We start from the raw sequence: 21229 nt of genomic DNA on the forward strand, positions 1-21229 counted from the left end.
TTAGTTCAATTGCTTATTAGTGATGTCAGAGGTGTCTTTATCAGCAGGGTCGGCTTCACCTAACCAGCGCTCTTCAATCTCTTTAAATGTTCCTTTTTCTTTAAGCTTGGCAATACCTTCGTTCACGGTCTTAATGAGCTTAGTATTTTCTTTTGCCATTAACACTACTTGCTGTGCTGAAGGCGCATCTGCAGCTTCGTAAGGTACGATCGTAACTTTGTGCTCTGGATAACCTTTTACAATATATTGTAAGACTGGCATGTCGTATAAGAAAACATCAGTATTACCCTGTATCAAATCTTGGTAAGCCAAAAATGCCGTAGATCTTGAGACTAGCTCAACTGAGCTACCCATTTCTTTTAGAGTATCTTCTTCTTTAGATCCTTCTAGCGTACCTGTCTTCAAGCCTTTGATATCGTCTAAACCCTTGATATCAAACTTACCTTCTAAATACATAATAGTCGCTGGATTGAAGAAATAAGGCGTTGATAATCCATATCTTACTGCGCGATCATCTTTATAAGAGATGCCTGAGATCGCTAGGTCACGCTTTCCTGACTCGACACTGTCGAACATATCTTGCCAAGTTTCTTTATAAAACTCGACTTTAAAGCCTTGCTCTTCCCCAATAGCTCTAATAGAGTCAACGTCAGTGCCTTGCATATTTCCATAATCATCTTGAAATGAGAAAGGTGGTAAATCACCAGTCATCGCAACCTTTAATGTTGGCGCTGTATCAGGCAGACTACTAACAAAGTTATCCTTACTTTCCGTTACTGGTGTACCAGTAGAATTAGTATTTTCTTGAGTGGAAGAGTTACCACAGCCAAATAGGCCGACACTCAATACAACTGGTAACACTCGATATAACTGCATCATAATCTACCCTTTACGCTTAACGTTGTTATACATTTCAGTGAAAAATAATTTAGCAAGGTTATACAATATATTCGTAATATTTACTTACAGAAACTTACGTACTGATAATACTTATCTAAATTTATGATTGCAATAACTATGTTTAGAAATTGTTAATAATTTGTTATATATAACAAAATGTAAATATATTATAAATAAACTCATTAAACTTTCTCATTGTCTAATTACAAATATTAAATATTTTTTGCTCAAGCAGTAAAATAAACAAAAAAAAGCACTGATATAGGATATCTATATCAGTGCTTTTTGAGATATAACGCAAAAAATTTAAACTTTTAGCTTACTCAGCATCATCCAAGTTTAAGTTACGATCGATTTGCCAAATCAAGAAACAACCAAGACCCATTAATGCAAACATGGCAATACCGATTTTCAGGACTGGATTGACCGGAAATAAATTTAATAGTAATCCGCCAAAAATACCAACTGAGAACATCAATGAGCCTTGCAGTGCACTTGCCATACCAGCACGGCGCTTTTGGAAAGCAAGTGCAATAGCAGAGGCATTTGGCTGCGTCAAACCTAACCCTGAGATACAGAAGAAAATACAGGCCAGCACTAATGGCAACCAAGCATCTGTCCCTAAGAATAGTCCTATGACGAAAAGCACGCCCGCAGAAATAACCTGCATCATCGCACCAAAGCGTAAAATACTTAGAATGCGAAAGCGATTGGTCAACCATTGGTTCAGCTGGGTAAGACCCACAAAGCCCGCCGCATTCATACCAAACAACCAACCAAAATGCGTCGCTGATACGCCATAAGTATCCATAATCAACTCAGAAGCTGAGCTAATGTAGACAAACATGGCTCCCATCAGCAAACCACCACCAATCGCTGGATAATTAAATGTTTTGTCTTTTAATAAGTCCCAGTACTGACTAAGCACTTCTTTTGCAGGGCGTACATTTCGATTTTCTTCAGTCAGTGTTTCAAAAAAGAAAAACTTAGTGAGTAGTAAATTCAGCGTGCCAAAAGCTGCCAAAAACCAAAAAATAGAGTGCCAGCTAAAAAACTGTAAAAATAATGCCCCTAGCGATGGTGCTAATATTGGCGCCAACCCCATCACCAAAATCATAATAGAAAATGCTTTTGCTGTTTGTTTGGCCGTCAGACGGTCACGAATCGCTGCACGAGTAACCACCGCTCCAACGCAAGCACCAAGTGCCTGCATCGTACGCCCAACAAATAATACATACTCATTATCAGTGGTCGCACAGACGATTGAGGCGATGACATATAACGTCATGCCTATATATAACGGCTTTACTCGACCAACACGATCACTAAACGGCCCGTAAAACAGCTGACCAAACACCAAACCCAAAAAATAGGCTGGGACAGAGTTGGCCATAAAGGCAGTGGAAACACCGAAGTCATCTGCCATTGACGGTAGTGCTGGCAGATACATATCGATAGACAGTGGCCCTACCGCGACGATAAGTCCGAGCATCATAATCCATGCCACGGGCAAATCAGCAGAGCGTACGCGCTCAGAAGCGATAGGTTTGTTAGGCAGGGAAGATTTTTGAGCAGACATATTTAGGCCATTTTATATAGTGATTTTTATTTTATTATTCATACTTCCACTGTTTTAGCCCTTACTTAATACTGACAGCAAAGACCATTAACAACAATAGTGTATAGTTACATACAACTGTACAAACAGACAGTGCTATATCGCACCATCTGCTTGTATTTCAATAGTAGTATAATGTTAATAAAACAATCGCTAATCACTATAATCATTCCACTATAAAAGTGTTACTGCATTAACCTCGCTTGACGTATTTAATATACCTCTACACTTGGTTGCCTAGTACTACTTTTAAATTGAATCGACTATATAATGAATACCTAAAATATAAACAATGATTTATTCAATAAAAAATCGTTTAGCGAAACTGACGTTTGCCAAATGCAGTACTGGCTTGCTTAGCTTTTCTGAGCGCAAGTTTGCGGTTTTGGCCGAGCATCATTTTGAGCTGCCATACTTTTTCTTTATATAAAGTTGTCGCTGGCTGCTGATGCATAGCATTAATAATGCGCTTACTGGCTAGTACGGCATCAGGAGAGCGCTCTGCAAATTCAGCGGCAAGCTGCTGAGCCTGCTCAAGTGGTGTCTCGCTACAATGACTGACAAGCCCTAATGTTTTGCCTTCATTAGCATCGATAACACGGGCACTCATGGCCAACTCTTTAAGTACATCCTCTCTTACCACGCCAAACGCTGATTGGGTCAAGCCCATATCTGGAACTAAGCCCCACTTAGCTTCCATAATAGACAGCTGACAATCAGGATGGCTGATGCGCACATCACAAGCCAGCGCCAATTGCAGCCCTGCACCAATACAATAACCTTCTAATACGGCAATCACTGGTACGGGCACATCGCGCCAAGCAAGACAAACGCGTTGGAAGGAACTTTGCCATGGTTTTATGAGTTCCCAAAATGCAAATGCTTTGTTTTTCGGATGGTTTAAATCACCTAAATCTATACCTGCACAGAATGTGCCTTCTGCACCATTTAAAATAACCGCTCGTATTATTTTATCTTTGCTAATACGGTCTGCCAATGCTATCAATTCACTGACAACTTTGAAGCTCATGGCGTTTTTTTTGTGTGGGCGATTCAGAGTCACCGTGACTATATTATCAGTGATATCAACTTTTAAGGTCTCATATTGATCAGTTGCAATTGGGCTCATAACAATCCTTATTAATGAATAAAATATAGCGCTAATATTTTAATGTTCAACAGATCTCAATATTAACAGGCTTATCTCTACCCTACCGCAGCAATAACTGACTGCGACGGTACTATATTCAATCCTCCATATATTAGATACGATAACAGTCTCGTTTAGTCTGCTACTTGTAGCACTTTCACTCGCTTTCCTGGTAGCCAAACTATATTAAACCGACTATATATGTAAAGAGTCATATAGAAAACGCTCAGGAGCTATCAACAAATCATTCATCAAAAAACCACAGACTTTATAATTAATGACCTATCTTATTATTTGATTAAATCATCTTCCACGTCATATCATTTTCACTTAAACGATGATAATTAAGCTGAGGATAGCCAGATAAATCTAACATCTGCAAATTATTTAACGCTGTTATTAACGCCTCATAATACGGCTCAAGCATAGCAAACTGGGCGGGAGTGGTATGCTGTACATTTAATAAGCATTTATCTTCTAGATCTTGACTAGCCTGACGTAACTGCGGTACCCCTGTATAACGACTGCCACCTAATATGCGATGGGCAATTTGCGCCAGCATGTTGCGATCCCCTGTTTCCCATGCCTGAGTTAATGCCTGCCTTTCATCATTTATGGTGTCAAGCATCATAATAATGAGCTTGGCAGCCAAATCAGGTTTATTCGCTGAGCGATTGAGCGCGTCTTGCCAATCTAGAATATTTGAAGCGTCAATATCGTTAGCCCCAACATGACCATCATGTAGGTTATGTTTACTGGGATAATTACTGCCGTCTAGACCCTTTCTGCTTTGTTCATATGCTGCCGAATCTGTACGAGCGCTTACTTCATCATGGGAACTACCTGTCAGTTTATTTGGTGCAGATAGTAGTGGTACTTGTCCATGTTTGTTTAAGTGTAATCCTTCATAACGAGGCTGAGTCTCACGCGGTGGTTCTCGTCTATGATCGTCACGAGGCTGACTATCTCGCAGGTAGTCATCACGAATTTTCTTCAATGATAAAGGACGCGTAATCTTTTGCGGATTTATGCTATCAGATACGCCATCTCTAGTAATCTCATGACTTTTTGACATGGGACCAGTCATAACGGTCGAATCAGCAGGCCAAGTTGACTGGTTTTCAATCTCCCTATTTTGCCAATCGCTAGATTGAGCATTATTGCTTATCGAGTGACCGATTACCGGATCGATAGCGCCTAAGCCCTGTTCTGACAAATCGCTTTCATTCAAACCAATACTTTGTAAATCGGTGTCAGGTAGCAGCATCGATTCTGATGTTGTTGTACGCCCAAGCCATTTCTGTAGCACTTGCAGTAACTGCGGTTGGCTAATAGGCTTACCAACATAGTCATTGATGCCGCTGGCAATGAGCTTGTCACGCTCATCAGCCAATCCATGTGCCGTCAGAGCAATGATAGGAATACGGTTATCATCACTCTCAATATTACGAATTTGGCGTGCTGCCTCATGCCCTGACATGCGCGGCATTTGAATATCCATAAAGATTAAATCAATACTGCCTTTATCCTGAGTAGCCGCTTTATCTTCAGTATTTGCTTCTTCATAAAGCGCACTGTTTGATTTTTTGTTCACCTCATCGCGAGCTTCTGCTTTAGATATCTGCGTTTTATTTGACAAGCTTTGCTTATCATTTTTCGATGATTTGGTATGTTTGGTTTGTTGCTTACTGATAATTTCTATGGCATCAAAACCACTACTCGCTGTCACCACCTGAATACCAAGCTCGCTCAACAAAGCATCTAGCACCAGTAAGTTAGGTAGATGATCGTCGACTGCCAGTACCGTCACCCCTTTCCAACGTGGCTCTTGCAGGTTTTTTGGAACACTGCGTTTCTGCGTATCTAGCATGGCATAGAGCTGTCTTTTATCTAACGGCTCATAAAGTATATTGGCATGATAGCGATTTAATAATGCTTGGTCAGCCGCCACTTGATAACCAAACACGGCAAGCTTGCCCTGATAATGTAGGCGAATTTGTTTTAGCAGCGCCATCATATCGTCTTGTGTATCATCATCTACGATGACCCAATCCCAATAGTTGCCGCGTTCTTTTAATGATTCAAGTACACCCGGCAATGAGTTAGCTTGAGTAAGGGTAATCGGTAAATACTGTAAGCTAGCCTTGAGGACTTGGATAGACGCCGTATGATTGATCCATACCAACACATTAAACTCATCGGTCTCACTTGCCAGCGGTGCCAACACTGGTAGCTCAATTGTCTGACCAGTAGCGGCTTCTAACACATCAACATGTGCTGGCATACGAAACCAAAACGTTGCGCCTTGATTGGCAATGTTTTCTTGTGCATTATCATGAAAACCAATATCGCCGCCCATCAATCGTGTCAGCTGCTTAGATATGACCAGTCCCAATCCTGTACCGCCGTATTGACGAGTGATGGATGGATCGCCTTGGCTAAAGCTCTGGAACAGCATTTTCTGATCTTCTAAAGAAATGCCTTTGCCACTGTCTTGTACGCTAATCATTAAGTAGTTGTCGCGGTGATCGTCCAAGCTGACGCGTACGACCACATCACCACTATCGGTGAACTTAATCGCATTACCCACGATATTGGTCAATACTTGCTTGAGACGCAGGGCGTCCCCGTTGATACGCATCGGCACATCATTATAAAAGAGCACGGCCATGCGTAAGCCTTTCTCTGCTGAGACTGGCGAGAGCATATCAACCACATCATAGATGGTGTCATAGAGATCGAACTCATGTCGATCGAGGACCAGTTTACCCGCTTCAATTTTGGAGAAATCCAAAACATCATTTACCAATGCAAGCAAATGCGCAGAAGACTTACGTATGGTTTGCACATACAAGTCTTGCTCAGGGTTCAGCTCACCATGACGTGCCAGCAGATTGATAAAACCATCGATACTATTAAGGGGGGTACGCAACTCATGGCTGATATTAGCTAGAAATGCTGACTTGGCTTGGCTGGTTGAGATGGCCGCATCACGCGCATTACGAATAGAGATGTTTTGCATCTCCATCTCATCAAATGCTAGACGCAAATCGTCTTCGGTTTGCTCAGCATGGTCCTTAAGCTCCTGAAAGCTCATATGCAAGCGGCGCAACGTCCTAACCAAATCTTGCTGTAACAGATTTAGCTCCCCATCTGATTCAACCGGAATAGGATAATACAGATTGTCGACATGGGTGCGCTGTAGCTGTAATCGCAGCTCGTAGATAGGTGCTATCCAGCGCTTTGAATAAATATTTAAACTGAGCAACAGAATTAAAATAGTGAACAAACCTGTAATCACTAGCGCCATTGCAATACGATAACGCGCAATATACAGCGGCTCATTGTCCATATCGACGAGCAACCACAGTCTTTGCCCTTCGAACTCACCCAGCACACTGCCATAAGCCGTACCAATAGGTGTTAACTCTTGTGATAAAAACTTTGCTTTGGTATCTATTGCAGGCCACGCTTCATTTAATCCATAACCGACTGCTGCGAGTACTTGATTGTTTTCATCAATAATAGCAATGCGCTGTACGTGCTGCTCGGACTGCATACGACCCAATTTATCTTGGATATCCTCAAGCTTTGTGATGACGGTTTGCGGCGTGTTACCTACGTAAATTTCGCTAATATCTTGATTTCGCTCTTGCTCTAATAACTCAGGAATGAGATCTGCAATTACTGGTGTATAACGAATAAGCACGGCCTCAGCCAAGACACCTTGCTCTGAATTACTGGCACGCATGGTTTCATAAAACACCAAAATACCGCCGACGGCTGCCAACACACAAATTGGTAAAAACACCAATATGATTAATTGGTCATACGCACTGCTAGTATCAAAACGTTTTTTGTATGCCATGCTATCGTCACTCTCTACTGGGGGGTTTTTGCTATGTATCGCCAATTCTCTATAAGCTGGATACGGTGTCAGTCTCGCTTAGTCTACGACTTGTAGTACTTTCACTCGGCTTCCTGGTATCCAAATTATATTGAACCGACTATATCAATAGCAGCGGCAAGCTATTTTGCCTAAGAATAAACTTTATAAATATTTCAGCTATTTTAACAGCATTTATAGATTCTAATCGATGAAGGTGATATGGCTAATTACGGATATAGTCGATTCAATTTAAAAGTAGTACAAGGCAACCGAGTGTAGATGTATATTAAATACTTCAAGCGAGGTTAACGCAGTAATACTTTTATAGTGGAATGACTATAGTTATGGTGTAACTCTCTTTTAGCTGTCTAGCTATTTTTAGACACCACTCATTTACCAAAATCTGTTGATGCCATCAGCGTAGCCAAAAACAAAATGATATAATGACGCAACTTTCTACCGGTTGCCATTTTTTTGTGATTGTCACAATGCAATCAACTACTAAATCATTAGCTTACCTTGATAGTAACCGTATTAACATCTTGACTCAAAAACTAAAATTATATTTAAGAAATACATTGTTATTCAAAAATCAATTTTAAAATTAATAAGGATACTTTATGTCCGCTCCGGCTATGTTAAAGGCTAACTATATTACTCAAGTGACGACACTTGCTGATTGCGTCGGTCAAACGCCGTTGGTTAAGTTGCAACGCCTACCTGAGACAGAGCAACTAACCAATGGCGCTACGTTATTGGCCAAGCTTGAGGGTAATAACCCTGCTGGCTCTGTCAAAGACCGTCCTGCTTTTAACATGATTTATCAAGCAGAACAGCGTGGTGAAATCAAGCCTGGTGACATGCTGATTGAAGCGACTAGCGGCAATACTGGTATTGCATTGGCCATGGTCGCGGCGATGCGTGGCTATCCAATAACACTACTGATGCCAACCAACTCAACCCAAGAACGTAAAGATGCAATGATTGCCTATGGTGCAACGTTAATCGAGGTTGATGAAGGGATAGAAGCGGCGCGTGATTTAGCACTGCAAATGCAAACAGCGGGTGAAGGCATTGTATTGGATCAGTTCAATAATCCTGATAATAGTCAGGCGCATTACCTCACTACAGGACCTGAACTGTGGGCGCAAACTGAGGGTAAAATCACGCATTTTATTAGCTCAATGGGCACCACTGGTACTATTACAGGTGTCTCACGATACCTGAAAGAACAAAATCCTGATATCAGAATCATTGGCTTACAGCCTGATGAAGAAGCTGCGATTGCAGGTATCCGTCGTTGGCCTGCTGCTTACATGCCTGGTATTTTCGATGCGGACTTAGTCGACGAAGTCATGGATATTAATCAGCGTGTCGCAGAGATTTATATGCGCAAACTGGCCAAAACCGAAGGCATCTTCGCAGGTGTTTCTTCAGGGGCAGCAGCATGGGCAGCGGTACAAGTCGCCAAAGAAAATCCTGATGCTGTTATTGCCTTTATCGTATGCGATCGTGGCGATCGTTACTTATCGACGGGTTTGTACAATGTTGTTGACAGCGATGTTGATGTTAGCAATGTCGATAACAGCCTAGAAGTTAAGTAGCGAATAGACAACGCTACTCAATATAGTTGATTCAGTTTAAGAGAGGTTAATACTATCCCTCTTCTACAGTGGATTAACGATACATTGATAAATAGTCAGGATTATCTATGTCACAAGCCCGACCTTCCGACCCTATACTAGTCTTTAATATCGAGACTGTCGCCGATACCGATGCGGCGCGCCGTATCTATCCACAGTTGGCTGAGCTCAATGATGCAGATACGCTAAGTGCTTTGACAGCTCTTCGCATGCAAGAAGCTGGGCACGATTTTATGCGCCTGCCGTTACAGCGTATTGTCTGTATTTCTGCTTTATATATCAAAGACGGTAATTTCTCTTTATTTTCGTTGACCGCAGATAAATTCAGCGAAGAAGAGATTCTCACTAAATTCTTTCGAGCATTTAGTGATCTTAAAAAACTGCCGCAACTGATCAGTTGGAACGGTTCAGGTTTTGATATCCCTGTACTGATATATCGTGCCATGCAGTATGACTTGTCAGCACCATGGTTATTTGAAGAAGGCGATCGTATCAAAAACATGCGCTTTGATAATTACACTAACCGCTTCCACACTCGTCATCTTGATTTGATGGATAGGTTCAGTCAGTACGGTGCTAGCCATCGCGAAGCCATGGACATCGTCGCAAGCCTTTATGGCCTACCCGGCAAAACTGATATTGATGGCAGCATGGTTGGTGACCTGGTCACTAATGGGAATTGGCAAGCGCTATCTACCTATTGCGAGTCTGACGTCATGAATACGTGGCTCATCTATCTGCGCTGGTTGCGTTTAACAGGGCAATTATCCTCACAAGACTTTGATACTTGGCAGCAGCAGAGCTATGATTATTTAGTACAATATGCCCCAGCAGATGGCAGCGTACGTCATCAAGCCTTCATAGCAGACTGGTCATCTGCACCCGTATCATAAAAACACCGCATTCTAAGCAGTCGCTTTTACTCTTATTTCTTTGTTATTTATCATTTATTATTAAGGCAGGTTTATGCAACCCACCGATTCAAAAACGTCTATAGCAGCATCTGACGCAGCGCCACAAACTAACGATAGACAAACCATCGTCGTTCCACCAAATAAGAAAAAATCTAAGCCATCATCAAAAACACGTCGTCGCCTAAAAGATGCAGAACCGATTCCTTTTACCATCGATAGATTGTCGCATGATGGTCGCGGTGTTGCTATCTATGGCAATGGTTTTGGGGTTGACGATGGTCATGCTGAAGACAAGCATGGCAAAACAATCTTTGTCAGTTTTGCGCTGCCAGGTGAAAGCGCATTGGTCAAAATAACCAATAGCCGTGCCAGTTTTGAGGAAGGCGATGCAATCAGCATCACTGCCAACCCAAATCCTGAACGTGCCGTACCACCGTGCCCACATTTTGGCGTTTGCGGTGGCTGTAACTTGCAGCATTGGCAGCCAGAAAAACAAATCAACTTTAAGCAATCTGTACTGGCTGAAATGCTAATGCACCAAGCCAATGTAGAGCCTGATAACTGGCTTGCACCAATCGTTGGTGATCGACTCGGCTATCGTACCAAAGCACGTCTAGGTGTGCGTTATGTCACCAAAAAAGAAACGGCTTTGGTTGGCTTCCGTGAGCGCTCAAGCAACTTTTTAGCAGAGTTAAATGAGTGTCATATCTTAGACCCACGAATTGGTTTTGAGATTGAAAACTTAAAAGCGTTGATCAGCACATTAGAGAGTCGTAATAAGATTGCTCAGCTCGAATTGGCCATGGGTGAGCAGATACCTGAGTTGCCAGATGGCAATCAGCCAGTTGCCCTTATCGTGCGCAACTTAGAGCCATTATCAGACGATGATGTAGAAAAGCTAAAAGCATTTTTTGCGGCACGTAATTGGCAGCTATATCTACAGTCTAAAGGGGCTGATAGTATCCAACGCATTGCCTTGACGGATGCTGATGACATGAGCCAACAGTTTGGCCGTCTGTATTACCAACTGCCAGAGTACGATTTGACCTTTGAATTTATCCCGACTGACTTCACTCAAGTTAACCTATCTGTGAATCGTCAAATGACCAAGCTCGCTTGCGATTTATTAGACCTAAAAGCAGGTGAACGCGTACTGGATTTATTTAGTGGCTTGGGTAACTTTAGCTTACCGCTAGCGCGACTCGTTGGTGAGACAGGTTCAGTGGTTGGTGTGGAAGGAAGCGAAGCCATGACCGCACGCGCAGCAGATAACGCACGTCGCAATGGCATCAACAATACTGAGTTTTATAGCCAAGATTTGACACATGACTGCACTGATAAGCCTTGGGCCAACCAAGGCTTTGATGCGCTACTAATTGATCCACCGCGCTCTGGTGCGTGGGAGATTATGCAGTATTTGCCTAAATTTAATGCTGAGCGAATCGTTTACGTTTCTTGTAATCCTGCGACCCTCGCCCGTGATACCAAAGCGCTGCTAGAACAAGGCTATCGTCTGACACATGCTGGCGTGATGGATATGTTCTGCCATACTGGTCATGTTGAATCAATCGCTCGCTTTGAAAAAGTAGCCGTTTAATCTTCTCTTTTTAATCGAGCTATTTACCCTGATTAACAGCAGACATTACATAGCCTTGCTTGATTTGTCATCTCAAAATGGGATAATAGTAAACAACTTTTCTATGTTTAGAAAATCAGAACTTAGTAAACGTTCATACTCATAGCTTTATATATTTTACACGCATTTTATAGCTGCTAAAAATCGCCTTTTAGCAGTCGTATTGGTTTATATCTAATACTTTATGAAAATACAAATTTGAAATGTGTGTACAGTAGACGGGGTTATACTCAATTCAAAATAGCTAAGAGGAGTCGGCTATGGTAAAAATTCGTGAAGGATTACCGCTAGTGGATGGACAGACCACACAAGCCGATAGTGCAACGCTTGCAGCCCAGCTGGTTGCGAGCCAACGCTCTCATCAGTCTGCCAATAGCTATGCCCAAATCCCGCTCGATATCAAATACCAGCTAGCAACTCATAAGCTACATACCACTTTTGATCGTTCGGCCTTACATGCTTTTCACAGCCATGATCCAAAGCTTGAGAACGAGTATTCTGATAACCCGCTGTTAGATGAAAATACGACACTTTCTGAAGAAGAGCTTGAAGCTATTGACTTGGATCAGGTGAATATCGACGTACCTACTTGGCTGGACAATGTAGCCAAACGTATTGGTCAAGACTCTGTACCTAACCTGCACGCTGCTTGTGAATTTATTCGCAATCATATGAATACTAGCGAGTCTGAACGCTCGGGCGCTTATGTCACTGGTATTGGCATGACCGACATATTGACCTATCTTTATCAAGATGAAGATGCGCTTGTTGCTGCCATGCTCTATCGTAGTGCACGTAAATCTATCATTAGCCTCGCTGAGATAGAAAAAAACTTTGGCTCTGATATATCCACCTTAGTCAAAGATGCCTTGGCAATGGGTAAGCTGTCTGAAATTATCGAGAGCAATAAACGCTTAGAAGATCACTTCGTCAATAACCAGCGTGATCAACTATCCAATATTTATAGCATGCTCATCTCTGTCACCAATGATGTACGCGTCGTACTGATTAAGCTGTCTGAGCGTACCTTTGCCATGCGTGAGCTGACTTTTTCTAGTGTAGACAGACAAAGTCGTGTGGCACGTGAAGTCATGACCATCTATGCTCCATTGGCGCATCGACTGGGTATCGCACAACTAAAATGGGAACTTGAGGATTTAGCTTTTCGTTATCTCGCGCCTGATCGCTACAAAGAGATTGCTAAGCTACTATCCGAAAAACGCAGTGAGCGTGAATCCTATATTCAGCGCGTGCAAGACAAACTTAATGAAGCGTTGGCAGAAGCCAACATCGAAGGTGAGGTTTCTGGAAGGGTTAAACACATCTATTCGATTTACCGAAAAATGAAGCTCAAAGGCCTATCCTTTGATCAGCTTTATGATATTCGTGCATTGCGAGTACTGGTTACCAACCCTTCAGACTGCTACCACGTCTTAGGTTTGGTCCATGGATTATGGCGTTATATCCCTGAACAGTTTGATGACTATATTACCAATCCAAAATCTAACGGGTATCGCTCGCTACATACTGCCGTGATTGCGAAAAATAAATCTCTCGAAGTACAGATTCGTACACATGAGATGCATTTTGAAGCAGAGCTTGGCATGTGCGCGCATGTTAACTACAAAGAAGGTTTGAAGAATAAAAAGGATAATTACCTTAATCAAAGAATCAGCTCTCTGCGTCAGCTTTTATCTATTAATAATGAAACACGCAATCAGCTACGGTCATCGTCGTTAACAGGTGAGGATCTAGATGAGATAGAACTCGACGAAGAAGAACAACTCGTTGATTTTGATGAGCTAGAACGTATTTATATCTTCAGCCGTGATGGTGATATTACCGAATTACCAAAAGGTGCGACCGTTCTTGATTTTGCTTACTACGTGCATACTCAAGTTGGCAATCGTGCGCAAGCTGCTCGAGTCAATCAACGCTATGTACCGCTCACCTATCAGCTCAAAACGGGTGAACAAGTTGAAATCATCACTAAGGCATCACGTGAACCCAATCGCGATTGGCTGGTTGCCTCGCTCGGTTATATTCACACCAACCGTGCACGCTCAAAACTAAGACAATGGTTTAACAAACAAGACCGTGATAAGAATATTGAGATTGGTCGTCAAATGCTCAGCAAAGAGCTGGAACGACTATCGGTACATCCAAATAGTATCGATTTGAACGATTATCTTCAGCATTTCAATGCCAATACTACCGACGATATTATCGTCGGACTGGTCACCGGTGATATCGGTCTAAACCAGTTAACCAGCCATATCTCGCGACAGCTACATCTAGAGCCTGAAAGGCCTCCTGAAGACTTTATACCTAGTGTAGATAATAGAGACACTGGCAAACTTGATGCCTATAAGATTCACATTGACGGTCTGGATAATATTGAAGTTAATTTAGCAGGTTGCTGCCACCCTGTTCACGGTGAGCCAATTGCTGGTTACATTACTTTGTCACGAGGGGTCAGTGTTCATAATCGTGGCTGCCCTGAGTATTCGCGTCTCATCGAGCGAGACCCTGAGCGTGCGATAGAAGCCGCTTGGCGAGTGCAGTCTGGTCGTTATCAGCCCGTTGATATCCATGTAGAGGCTTATGATAGACGAGGGCTATTGCGTGACTTGACACAAATTATTGATAAAGAAAACGTCAATATTCGTCAGGTTCAGACACTTAGTAATGACGATAATATTGCCTTTTTGAAATTTCATATTGAAGTTTCGGGACTGGCTCATTTGTCTAAGCTCTTGGCTAAATTAGAGCAACAGCATGGCATCTTACATGCTCGCCGCGCCGTCGTTTAAATACAAGCCTAACTATACATATTCACTTAATCATAAAGTTGTTATAGAAATATCATGCCTGAATTGCCTGAAGTAGAAACAACCAAAACTAGCCTAGCGCCATTACTAGGGCAACAGGTTATCGATGTAAAAATATTCCAGCCGAAGCTACGCTGGGCGATGCCCGATGACTTAGATATTTTGGTTAATTTCACACTAGATAGTGTCGAGCGCCGAGCAAAGTATTTAATATTGAACTTTTTACCTGCGTCATCTAATGATAGTAGCTCAGTGGTGCAATCTGATAAGCTAGCACCTCGACAGCTTTTAATTCATTTAGGCATGTCAGGTAGCTTACAGCAGCATAGTTATGGCACGGATAAACGCAAGCACGACCATTTAGTAATAGTGTTCAGTAATGCTGATAATACCAAATCTCAGCTACACTATTATGACCCAAGACGATTTGGCTCGGTATTGTGGTACCAAGATTATAGCGCCAAGCTATTGGACCACCTAGGTCCTGAGCCCCTTTCAGATGAATTTACTGCGGACTATCTATACCACTTGATTCAACGTACAAACGTATCTAGTGAAAACGCCGAGTCCACAGTCAAAAATAAAGCCAAATCAAAAAAGCAGCCTATCTCCCGCCCTATCAAGTCAATCATTATGGAGCAGCAAGTCGTAGTCGGTGTAGGGAATATATATGCCACAGAAAGCTTATATTTATCAAGTATTCACCCGGCCACACCTTCTCATCAATTATCGTATGATCAGATTGTCATTTTAGTTGATCACATTAAAGTTATCCTAAAAAAAGCGATAGCACTTGGCGGTTCGACACTACGAGACTTTACCGTTGCTAGCGGTCAAACAGGTTACTTTCAGCAGACATTAAATGTTTATGGCAGACAAGGTGAAGCGTGTCCACATTGTCAGACAACACTTGAGAATATCAAGCTTAATGGCCGAGCCAGTGTGTTCTGTTCTAATTGTCAACCAATGGGTTAACCATAATTTTCAGTAATTTTACCTACCCGTTTCGATCTACAATCAACAGCGTAGTATTTTCATTTGAATGTCTCATATTTTTTCATTAAGGCCGTTATATCATGCGCATTTTTGTTGCTTATTAGCGTACATCTTGCTTTAATAGTAATAACACTTACATAAATAGTGCATACGGTTTATTTATCTGTAATATTTAGCTTACCTATCGCTGCCAAGATGTTTTCTTATCGAAATATCAGCAGCCACTAATCATACCAATTGTGAACTTTAGGATATCGTTATGACTGTTAAAGCCAAGAAACAACGCACAGTTAAGCAAAAAGCTTTTACTGTTGCTACCAGCTTAAGTCTGTTGGTCGCTAGCATGCAGCCAGCCTTGGCCGCAATAGAGATTGATGAAACTGACTTTGGGCCTTCCTACGGAACCATGGTGGCGGATGCTACTGTAGGTAAGCCTCTACAACTGATAGGTGCAGTTACTGGTACTGCACTCTATCTCGTTAGCTTACCTTTCTCACTAATCGGTGGTAACGCAGATCAAGCGCAGCAGAAGCTATTCGTCGAGCCTTGGGACGCGATGGGCCGTTGCTTAGGTTGCTCTGTTGCTGAAGACAACTACTATAAGTCACAAGCAAATGATAATAACCTCGTACGTATCGTCGTCGACCAACCATCAGAAATTTTGATTAATACAAACGACTATGTAATCGTTAATCCATAAATAGTTATTCTCAAACATTTTTAACCATATATAAATGTTACAGATAATGTGTTTGTAAATGGACAATAAAAAAGGCTAACGTAACGTTAGCCTTTTTTTGTTTTAACTGCCCTATTAAATGACTTTATTTTGAGATATCAGTACTACTTAACTTGGCACTAATTTCACGAAGTAATAGCACTTCTTCTGAAGGTTCCACAATGGCTTCTACCACTTCCTCTACTTCTTCAGCACGGCGCATTTTATTTACCGTTCTAACCATCATAAAGATAATAAACGCTAAAATCAGGAAGTTAATAAGCACCGTAACGAAGTTACCATATGCTAATACTGGAACACCCGCTTCTTTAAGTGCATCATAGGTCATCGCAATACCTTCAGGTGCGTCCCCTAATACTAAGAACATGTTTTTGAAGTCAATTTCGCCACCGAATATAAAGGCGACGATAGGCATGATAATGTCTGCCACGAGAGAAGTTGTGATGGTTGCGAAAGCACCACCAATGATGACGCCAACTGCTAGATCCATCACATTACCTTTTAACGCAAACTCTTTAAACTCCGATACCATACTCATTGTTTTCTCCTAAAAATTTATTTACCAATAGACCACTGTCTAAAAATTACTTCAACTTTAGCTTTTATAACAAAAAATGAATATTTTGCTACTGTTTGTTATTCTGTCTCTATTTTTGCAAAATTACAACACAAAAAAAAGCAGTATAAAGTGAAGCACTAATCGCTCACCTTATACTGCTGATCTTTTAACTGCTTCAATGCCAGAAAATTTTCACTAACATTGAGTTTCAGTGTCAAACATCAATGATATGAATTACTAAGTAACTCACTTATTGATATTAAGCACCTTTTTTACCACGGCCGTGACGCTTACGCTCACTTTCAGTCAGATAGCGCTTACGGATACGAATCGCTTTAGGTGTCACTTCAACCAATTCATCATCTTGAATGAATTCAAGTGCTTGCTCAAGCGTAAACTTAACCGCTGGTGTCAATGTCAATGCTTCATCAGTACCACTAGCACGTACGTTGGTTAACTGTTTACCAGTTGTTGGGTTAACTGTCATATCATCGTTACGAGAGTTTAGACCGACAATCATACCTTCGTAAACTTCAAGCTGTGGCTCAGCAAATAACTTACCACGTTTTTGAAGGTTAAATAGTGCAAAGCCTAGGCAAACACCTTTAGTCATAGAAACCAATACACCGTTAGAGCGACCACCAACATCACCGATCTTTTGTGGACCGTAATGTGAGAAGCTAGAAGTCATGATACCGCTACCTGAAGTCAGTGTTAAGAACTCAGAACGGAAACCAATCAGACCACGAGCAGGCATAGTCGCTTCAATACGCATACGACCTTTACCATCAAGTTCCATGTTAGTCATCTCGCCTTTGCGTAGACCAACTTGTTCCATGATAGAACCTTGATGCTCGTCTTCAATATCGAACACAACGTTTTCATACGGCTCTTGTAGCTTACCGTCAACTTCTTTAACGATAACTTCTGGGCCTGAAACACCCATCTCAAAACCTTCACGGCGCATGTTTTCGATAAGTACAGATAAGTGAAGCTCACCGCGACCTGATACTTTAAATTTATCAGGAGACTCCGTGTCTTCTACACGTAGTGCTACGTTATGAATCAATTCACGATCAAGACGCTCACGAATATTACGTGACGTCACAAACTTACCATCACGACCAGCGAACGGTGAGTTGTTTACTTGGAAGTTCATTGATACGGTAGGTTCATCAACTGTTAGCGCTGGTAATGCTTCAACGTTAGCTGGATCACAAATCGTATCTGAGATATTAAGTGCATCAATACCAGTGATACAAACGATATCACCAGCTTGTGCATCTTCAACGTCAATACGATCAAGACCGTGATAGCCCATGATTTTTAGAATACGGCCATTGCGCGTGTTGCCATGCTTATCAATGACAGTTACTTGCGTGTTAAGTTTAACTTTACCACGCTGAATACGACCAATACCGATAACACCAACAAAGCTGTTGTAGTCAAGGCTTGAGATTTGCATGCGGAATGGTGCATCTGCATCAACCTGTGGAGCCTGTACAACATCAACGATAGTTTTGAATAGTGGCGTCATGTCATCAGCCAAATCATCAGCATCTAGACCTGCAATACCGTTCAATGCTGAAGCATAAACAACTGGGAAATCAAGCTGTTCATCAGTCGCACCTAGGTTATCAAACAAATCAAAGATTTGATCCATTACCCAATCAGGACGCGAACCAGGACGGTCAATTTTATTGATAACAACAATAGGCTTTAGACCTTGCTCGAACGCTTTTTGCGTTACAAAACGAGTCTGAGGCATTGGACCATCAACAGCGTCAACAACTAGCAATACGCAGTCAACCATTGACATAACACGCTCAACTTCACCACCGAAATCGGCGTGACCTGGGGTGTCAACGATGTTGATACGGTATTCGGTATCTACAGTTTGATCTGTCCAGCGGATAGCTGTGTTTTTAGCCAAAATAGTAATACCACGTTCTTGCTCAATATCGCCTGAATCCATTGCACGTTCAGCAATGTTTGCACGGTCGCCAAAAGTACCAGACTGATGTAATAACTTATCAACCAAAGTTGTTTTACCGTGGTCAACGTGGGCAATAATTGCAATGTTACGCAGGTGTTTGATATCGTTCGCCATATAAAATGCTCGTTTCGTCTTAAAAAATGCAGTAGCAGTAAGCGCCGCCGGATAAACCTTTATCATCAACCAGATAGATATTGAATACTTACTTTTAGACGACTGCACTATAAGTGCTGTTAGTCAAATAATTTCAATATAATCAAGAATCTACACTGATAAATTCATCATACAGATAGCTATGCTAATGTACATTCTGTCAATTTACAGAATGTTTGGGCAGCTAGTATAACATTATTGATTCATAAATTTATGTAATAACTCACTTTTCTCAATACATAAATAAAAAAAAGCCACCCAGTGGGCAGCTTTTTTTGTAACTATATATTTAATCACATAACCAATTGGCTATTACTTATTGAACAACCATATCTTTAGTTTGTTCAACAGTCATTGTTTTGTCACCAGTGATGATGGCATAAACACGACGGTTCATAGCACGACCTTCTTCAGTATCGTTTGGAGCGATTGGGTTGTCATAGCCATAACCAACAGTTGATAAACGGTTTGGAGCGATACCGAATTCGTTGGTTAGCATAGATTTAACTGCAACGGCACGAGCTTCAGACAGACGTTGGTTATAACGTGCTGAAGGACCAGTTTTAGAAGCATGACCTTCTACACGTGCTGTAGAATTAGGATACTCACGCATCTTCTCTGCTACTTTAGCAATTTCTGGCTGGTACTGAGTTTTGATAGCTGATTTATCGTTATCAAAGAATACACGTAGTTCCATTTTCAGTTCATCAGTAATGTCTACTGGTACTGGGCAACCGCGCTCATCAACTACAACGTTCATTGGAGTGCCTGGGCATGCATCGATGCTATCAGGTACGCCATCACCGTCAGAATCAAGATCAGATTCAACTACTACTACTGGAGTAGTGTCAACCATTGGCTCTTGCATTGGCGGTACTGCTACTGTAGGTGCTAGATGGCCACCAAGTACAACTTCTAGACCGGCCAAAGCCATGCCTTCCCACCAGTTGTTATCAAAGTTATGAATCGCACGAGCTTCACCACGTAGGCTTAAAGCATCGTTGATACGATACATAGCACCTAGACCTAGGTTACCGATAGTATCTTTAGAGCTTGATACTTCAGTACCAGCAGTAACTGTTTCGCCAGTTACATCAGAAACATAAGTTTCTTGGTTTTCTACTTTGATCTTAGATTGACCAGCACCAACCAATACATATGGCTTGAATGCGCTATCAGTATAACCAGTAAACTCTTCAGTACCGATTAAGAAGTTACCAGAAAGCATGGTTTGTTCAACATCAAAACGGTTAGCACCAGATTTAGCTGAATCTTCAGAAGCTTCGCCATTAGCGTTTGATACACCATACTCAACTTGGAACTGAGTAGAAGGAGTAAGCTCGATACCTAGAGCAGCACCAGTATATAGGCTACTTTCTTTAGCTACGCCGCCGTTAGAGTTGCCATCACGATCCGTGTTTTCTTGCAAGTTTTTGCCGGTACGAAGGATATCACGCTGCTTGTCAGCTGTATCACTGATATCATCAGTAACATGGTAACCTAGTAATAATGGGCTAATCGTTACACCAGCGTTAGCAGCTAAAGGTGCTGCTGCTACTGCAACCAATGCTAGAGCTATTTTATTCAATTTCATGGACTTCCTCCAAAGGATAATTTTAGTGATGCATTAAGCAAAACCGTTTCTCAAGATGCTTCAAATAGACATCTTTTACGAATTTCAAGTGACAAAGCAAAACCAATTAAGGAGTAGCTTAGCGATTATCGATTCAGTTTACAACTTTTTTCGTTAAGGAGCTACACATTATTACACGATAATGTTGTAACTAAAACACAATAGCTTGCTGGAGTTACCTAGAACTAACACGCCTTACGCATTCTATCTTTTGTATGTCAGTTTCCCATAGATAGTAAACCTAATAGCACCTATTGCCTGAGCATATTTTAATACGGTAAGTAATTTTTCTCTATTATTAAAACCTGTCATTCACTAATTGAAACAAATTTTGACAGTAGACATATATTCTGTATATATTAGGATAGCCAACATTATTCTGTCTATGTTAAATCCCAACCTATTTTTAAGTCTTTATGCGATCAAAATACTGAAGCTATATGCTCTTATAAGGTCTTTCTAAAATACTTGAACAGCCAATGATAAAAAGCGAGATTGTTTTATTGAAATAAGTTACTCACTATAGGTAATAAGACCTTATGACACTGCTATATAGAATATTATCAAGTTAT

The 21229-nt window shown here is 41.5% G+C and carries 13 protein-coding genes; 6 read left to right on the plus strand and 7 right to left on the minus strand.

The features are described from left to right. The 4 genes from IPZ60_RS00230 to IPZ60_RS00245 all read right to left on the minus strand — a co-directional run bounded on the left by IPZ60_RS00230 (position 1) and on the right by IPZ60_RS00245 (position 7536). Complete coding sequence (locus IPZ60_RS00230) at positions 1-879, minus strand: transporter substrate-binding domain-containing protein (protein WP_194195901.1); 879 nt, start codon at positions 877-879, stop codon at positions 1-3. A 340-nt stretch (positions 880-1219) separates the two neighbouring features. Then, complete coding sequence (locus IPZ60_RS00235; RefSeq protein WP_194195902.1) at positions 1220-2479, minus strand: multidrug effflux MFS transporter; 1260 nt, start codon at positions 2477-2479, stop codon at positions 1220-1222. A 355-nt stretch (positions 2480-2834) separates the two neighbouring features. Further along, complete coding sequence (locus tag IPZ60_RS00240; protein ID WP_194195903.1) at positions 2835-3647, minus strand: crotonase/enoyl-CoA hydratase family protein; 813 nt, start codon at positions 3645-3647, stop codon at positions 2835-2837. A 319-nt stretch (positions 3648-3966) separates the two neighbouring features. Continuing rightward, entirely contained in the window at positions 3967-7536 is a 3570-nt protein-coding gene (locus tag IPZ60_RS00245) for a hybrid sensor histidine kinase/response regulator (RefSeq protein WP_194195904.1), read from the minus strand. Between the two features lie 641 nt (positions 7537-8177). Between IPZ60_RS00245 and cysM the strand changes: the two genes are divergently transcribed. From cysM to IPZ60_RS00275, 6 genes are all read left to right on the plus strand, one after another. Then, positions 8178-9161, plus strand: a complete 984-nt coding sequence (gene cysM, locus IPZ60_RS00250; RefSeq protein ID WP_370463012.1) for a cysteine synthase CysM — start codon at positions 8178-8180, stop codon at positions 9159-9161. Positions 9162-9268: 107 nt separating this feature from the next. Beyond that, a complete protein-coding gene (locus tag IPZ60_RS00255; protein ID WP_194195905.1) occupies positions 9269-10093 on the plus strand; it encodes a 3'-5' exonuclease in 825 nt (274 codons plus the stop codon). Positions 10094-10166: 73 nt separating this feature from the next. Then, positions 10167-11711, plus strand: coding sequence for a 23S rRNA (uracil(1939)-C(5))-methyltransferase RlmD (gene rlmD, locus IPZ60_RS00260; RefSeq protein ID WP_194195906.1), 1545 nt, complete (start codon positions 10167-10169; stop codon positions 11709-11711). A 299-nt stretch (positions 11712-12010) separates the two neighbouring features. Further along, complete coding sequence (locus IPZ60_RS00265) at positions 12011-14563, plus strand: bifunctional (p)ppGpp synthetase/guanosine-3',5'-bis(diphosphate) 3'-pyrophosphohydrolase (protein ID WP_194195907.1); 2553 nt, start codon at positions 12011-12013, stop codon at positions 14561-14563. A 54-nt stretch (positions 14564-14617) separates the two neighbouring features. Then, positions 14618-15556, plus strand: a complete 939-nt coding sequence (gene mutM, locus IPZ60_RS00270; RefSeq protein ID WP_194195908.1) for a bifunctional DNA-formamidopyrimidine glycosylase/DNA-(apurinic or apyrimidinic site) lyase — start codon at positions 14618-14620, stop codon at positions 15554-15556. 280 nt (positions 15557-15836) lie between these two features. Continuing rightward, entirely contained in the window at positions 15837-16277 is a 441-nt protein-coding gene (locus IPZ60_RS00275; protein WP_194195909.1) for a hypothetical protein, read from the plus strand. 124 nt (positions 16278-16401) lie between these two features. On the opposite strand, the gene mscL is transcribed toward IPZ60_RS00275, so the two are convergent. The 3 genes from mscL to IPZ60_RS00290 all read right to left on the minus strand — a co-directional run bounded on the left by mscL (position 16402) and on the right by IPZ60_RS00290 (position 20618). After that, positions 16402-16854 (minus strand): large conductance mechanosensitive channel protein MscL, encoded by a 453-nt coding sequence (mscL, locus tag IPZ60_RS00280; protein WP_194195910.1) that lies wholly within the window; start codon positions 16852-16854, stop codon positions 16402-16404. 280 nt (positions 16855-17134) lie between these two features. Continuing rightward, positions 17135-18985, minus strand: a complete 1851-nt coding sequence (gene typA / locus IPZ60_RS00285) for a translational GTPase TypA (protein ID WP_194195911.1) — start codon at positions 18983-18985, stop codon at positions 17135-17137. A 355-nt stretch (positions 18986-19340) separates the two neighbouring features. Then, positions 19341-20618, minus strand: a complete 1278-nt coding sequence (locus tag IPZ60_RS00290) for an OmpA family protein (RefSeq protein WP_194195912.1) — start codon at positions 20616-20618, stop codon at positions 19341-19343. Positions 20619-21229 lie beyond the last annotated feature (611 nt).

It is taken from the genome of Psychrobacter sp. NG25 (assembly GCF_015234355.1).
Lineage (GTDB): Bacteria > Pseudomonadota > Gammaproteobacteria > Pseudomonadales > Moraxellaceae > Psychrobacter.

Bases quoted from the DNA above. Each gene is read 5' to 3' on its own strand.
- IPZ60_RS00230 (WP_194195901.1), bottom strand. From the start codon at position 879: ATGATGCAGTTATATCGAGTGTTACCAGTTGTATTGAGTGTCGGCCTA.
- IPZ60_RS00235 (WP_194195902.1), bottom strand. From the start codon at position 2,479: ATGTCTGCTCAAAAATCTTCCCTGCCTAACAAACCTATCGCTTCTGAG.
- IPZ60_RS00240 (WP_194195903.1), bottom strand. From the start codon at position 3,647: ATGAGCCCAATTGCAACTGATCAATATGAGACCTTAAAAGTTGATATC.
- IPZ60_RS00245 (WP_194195904.1), bottom strand. From the start codon at position 7,536: ATGGCATACAAAAAACGTTTTGATACTAGCAGTGCGTATGACCAATTA.
- cysM (WP_370463012.1), top strand. From the start codon at position 8,178: ATGTCCGCTCCGGCTATGTTAAAGGCTAACTATATTACTCAAGTGACG.
- IPZ60_RS00255 (WP_194195905.1), top strand. From the start codon at position 9,269: ATGTCACAAGCCCGACCTTCCGACCCTATACTAGTCTTTAATATCGAG.
- rlmD (WP_194195906.1), top strand. From the start codon at position 10,167: ATGCAACCCACCGATTCAAAAACGTCTATAGCAGCATCTGACGCAGCG.
- IPZ60_RS00265 (WP_194195907.1), top strand. From the start codon at position 12,011: ATGGTAAAAATTCGTGAAGGATTACCGCTAGTGGATGGACAGACCACA.
- mutM (WP_194195908.1), top strand. From the start codon at position 14,618: ATGCCTGAATTGCCTGAAGTAGAAACAACCAAAACTAGCCTAGCGCCA.
- IPZ60_RS00275 (WP_194195909.1), top strand. From the start codon at position 15,837: ATGACTGTTAAAGCCAAGAAACAACGCACAGTTAAGCAAAAAGCTTTT.
- mscL (WP_194195910.1), bottom strand. From the start codon at position 16,854: ATGAGTATGGTATCGGAGTTTAAAGAGTTTGCGTTAAAAGGTAATGTG.
- typA (WP_194195911.1), bottom strand. From the start codon at position 18,985: ATGGCGAACGATATCAAACACCTGCGTAACATTGCAATTATTGCCCAC.
- IPZ60_RS00290 (WP_194195912.1), bottom strand. From the start codon at position 20,618: ATGAAATTGAATAAAATAGCTCTAGCATTGGTTGCAGTAGCAGCAGCA.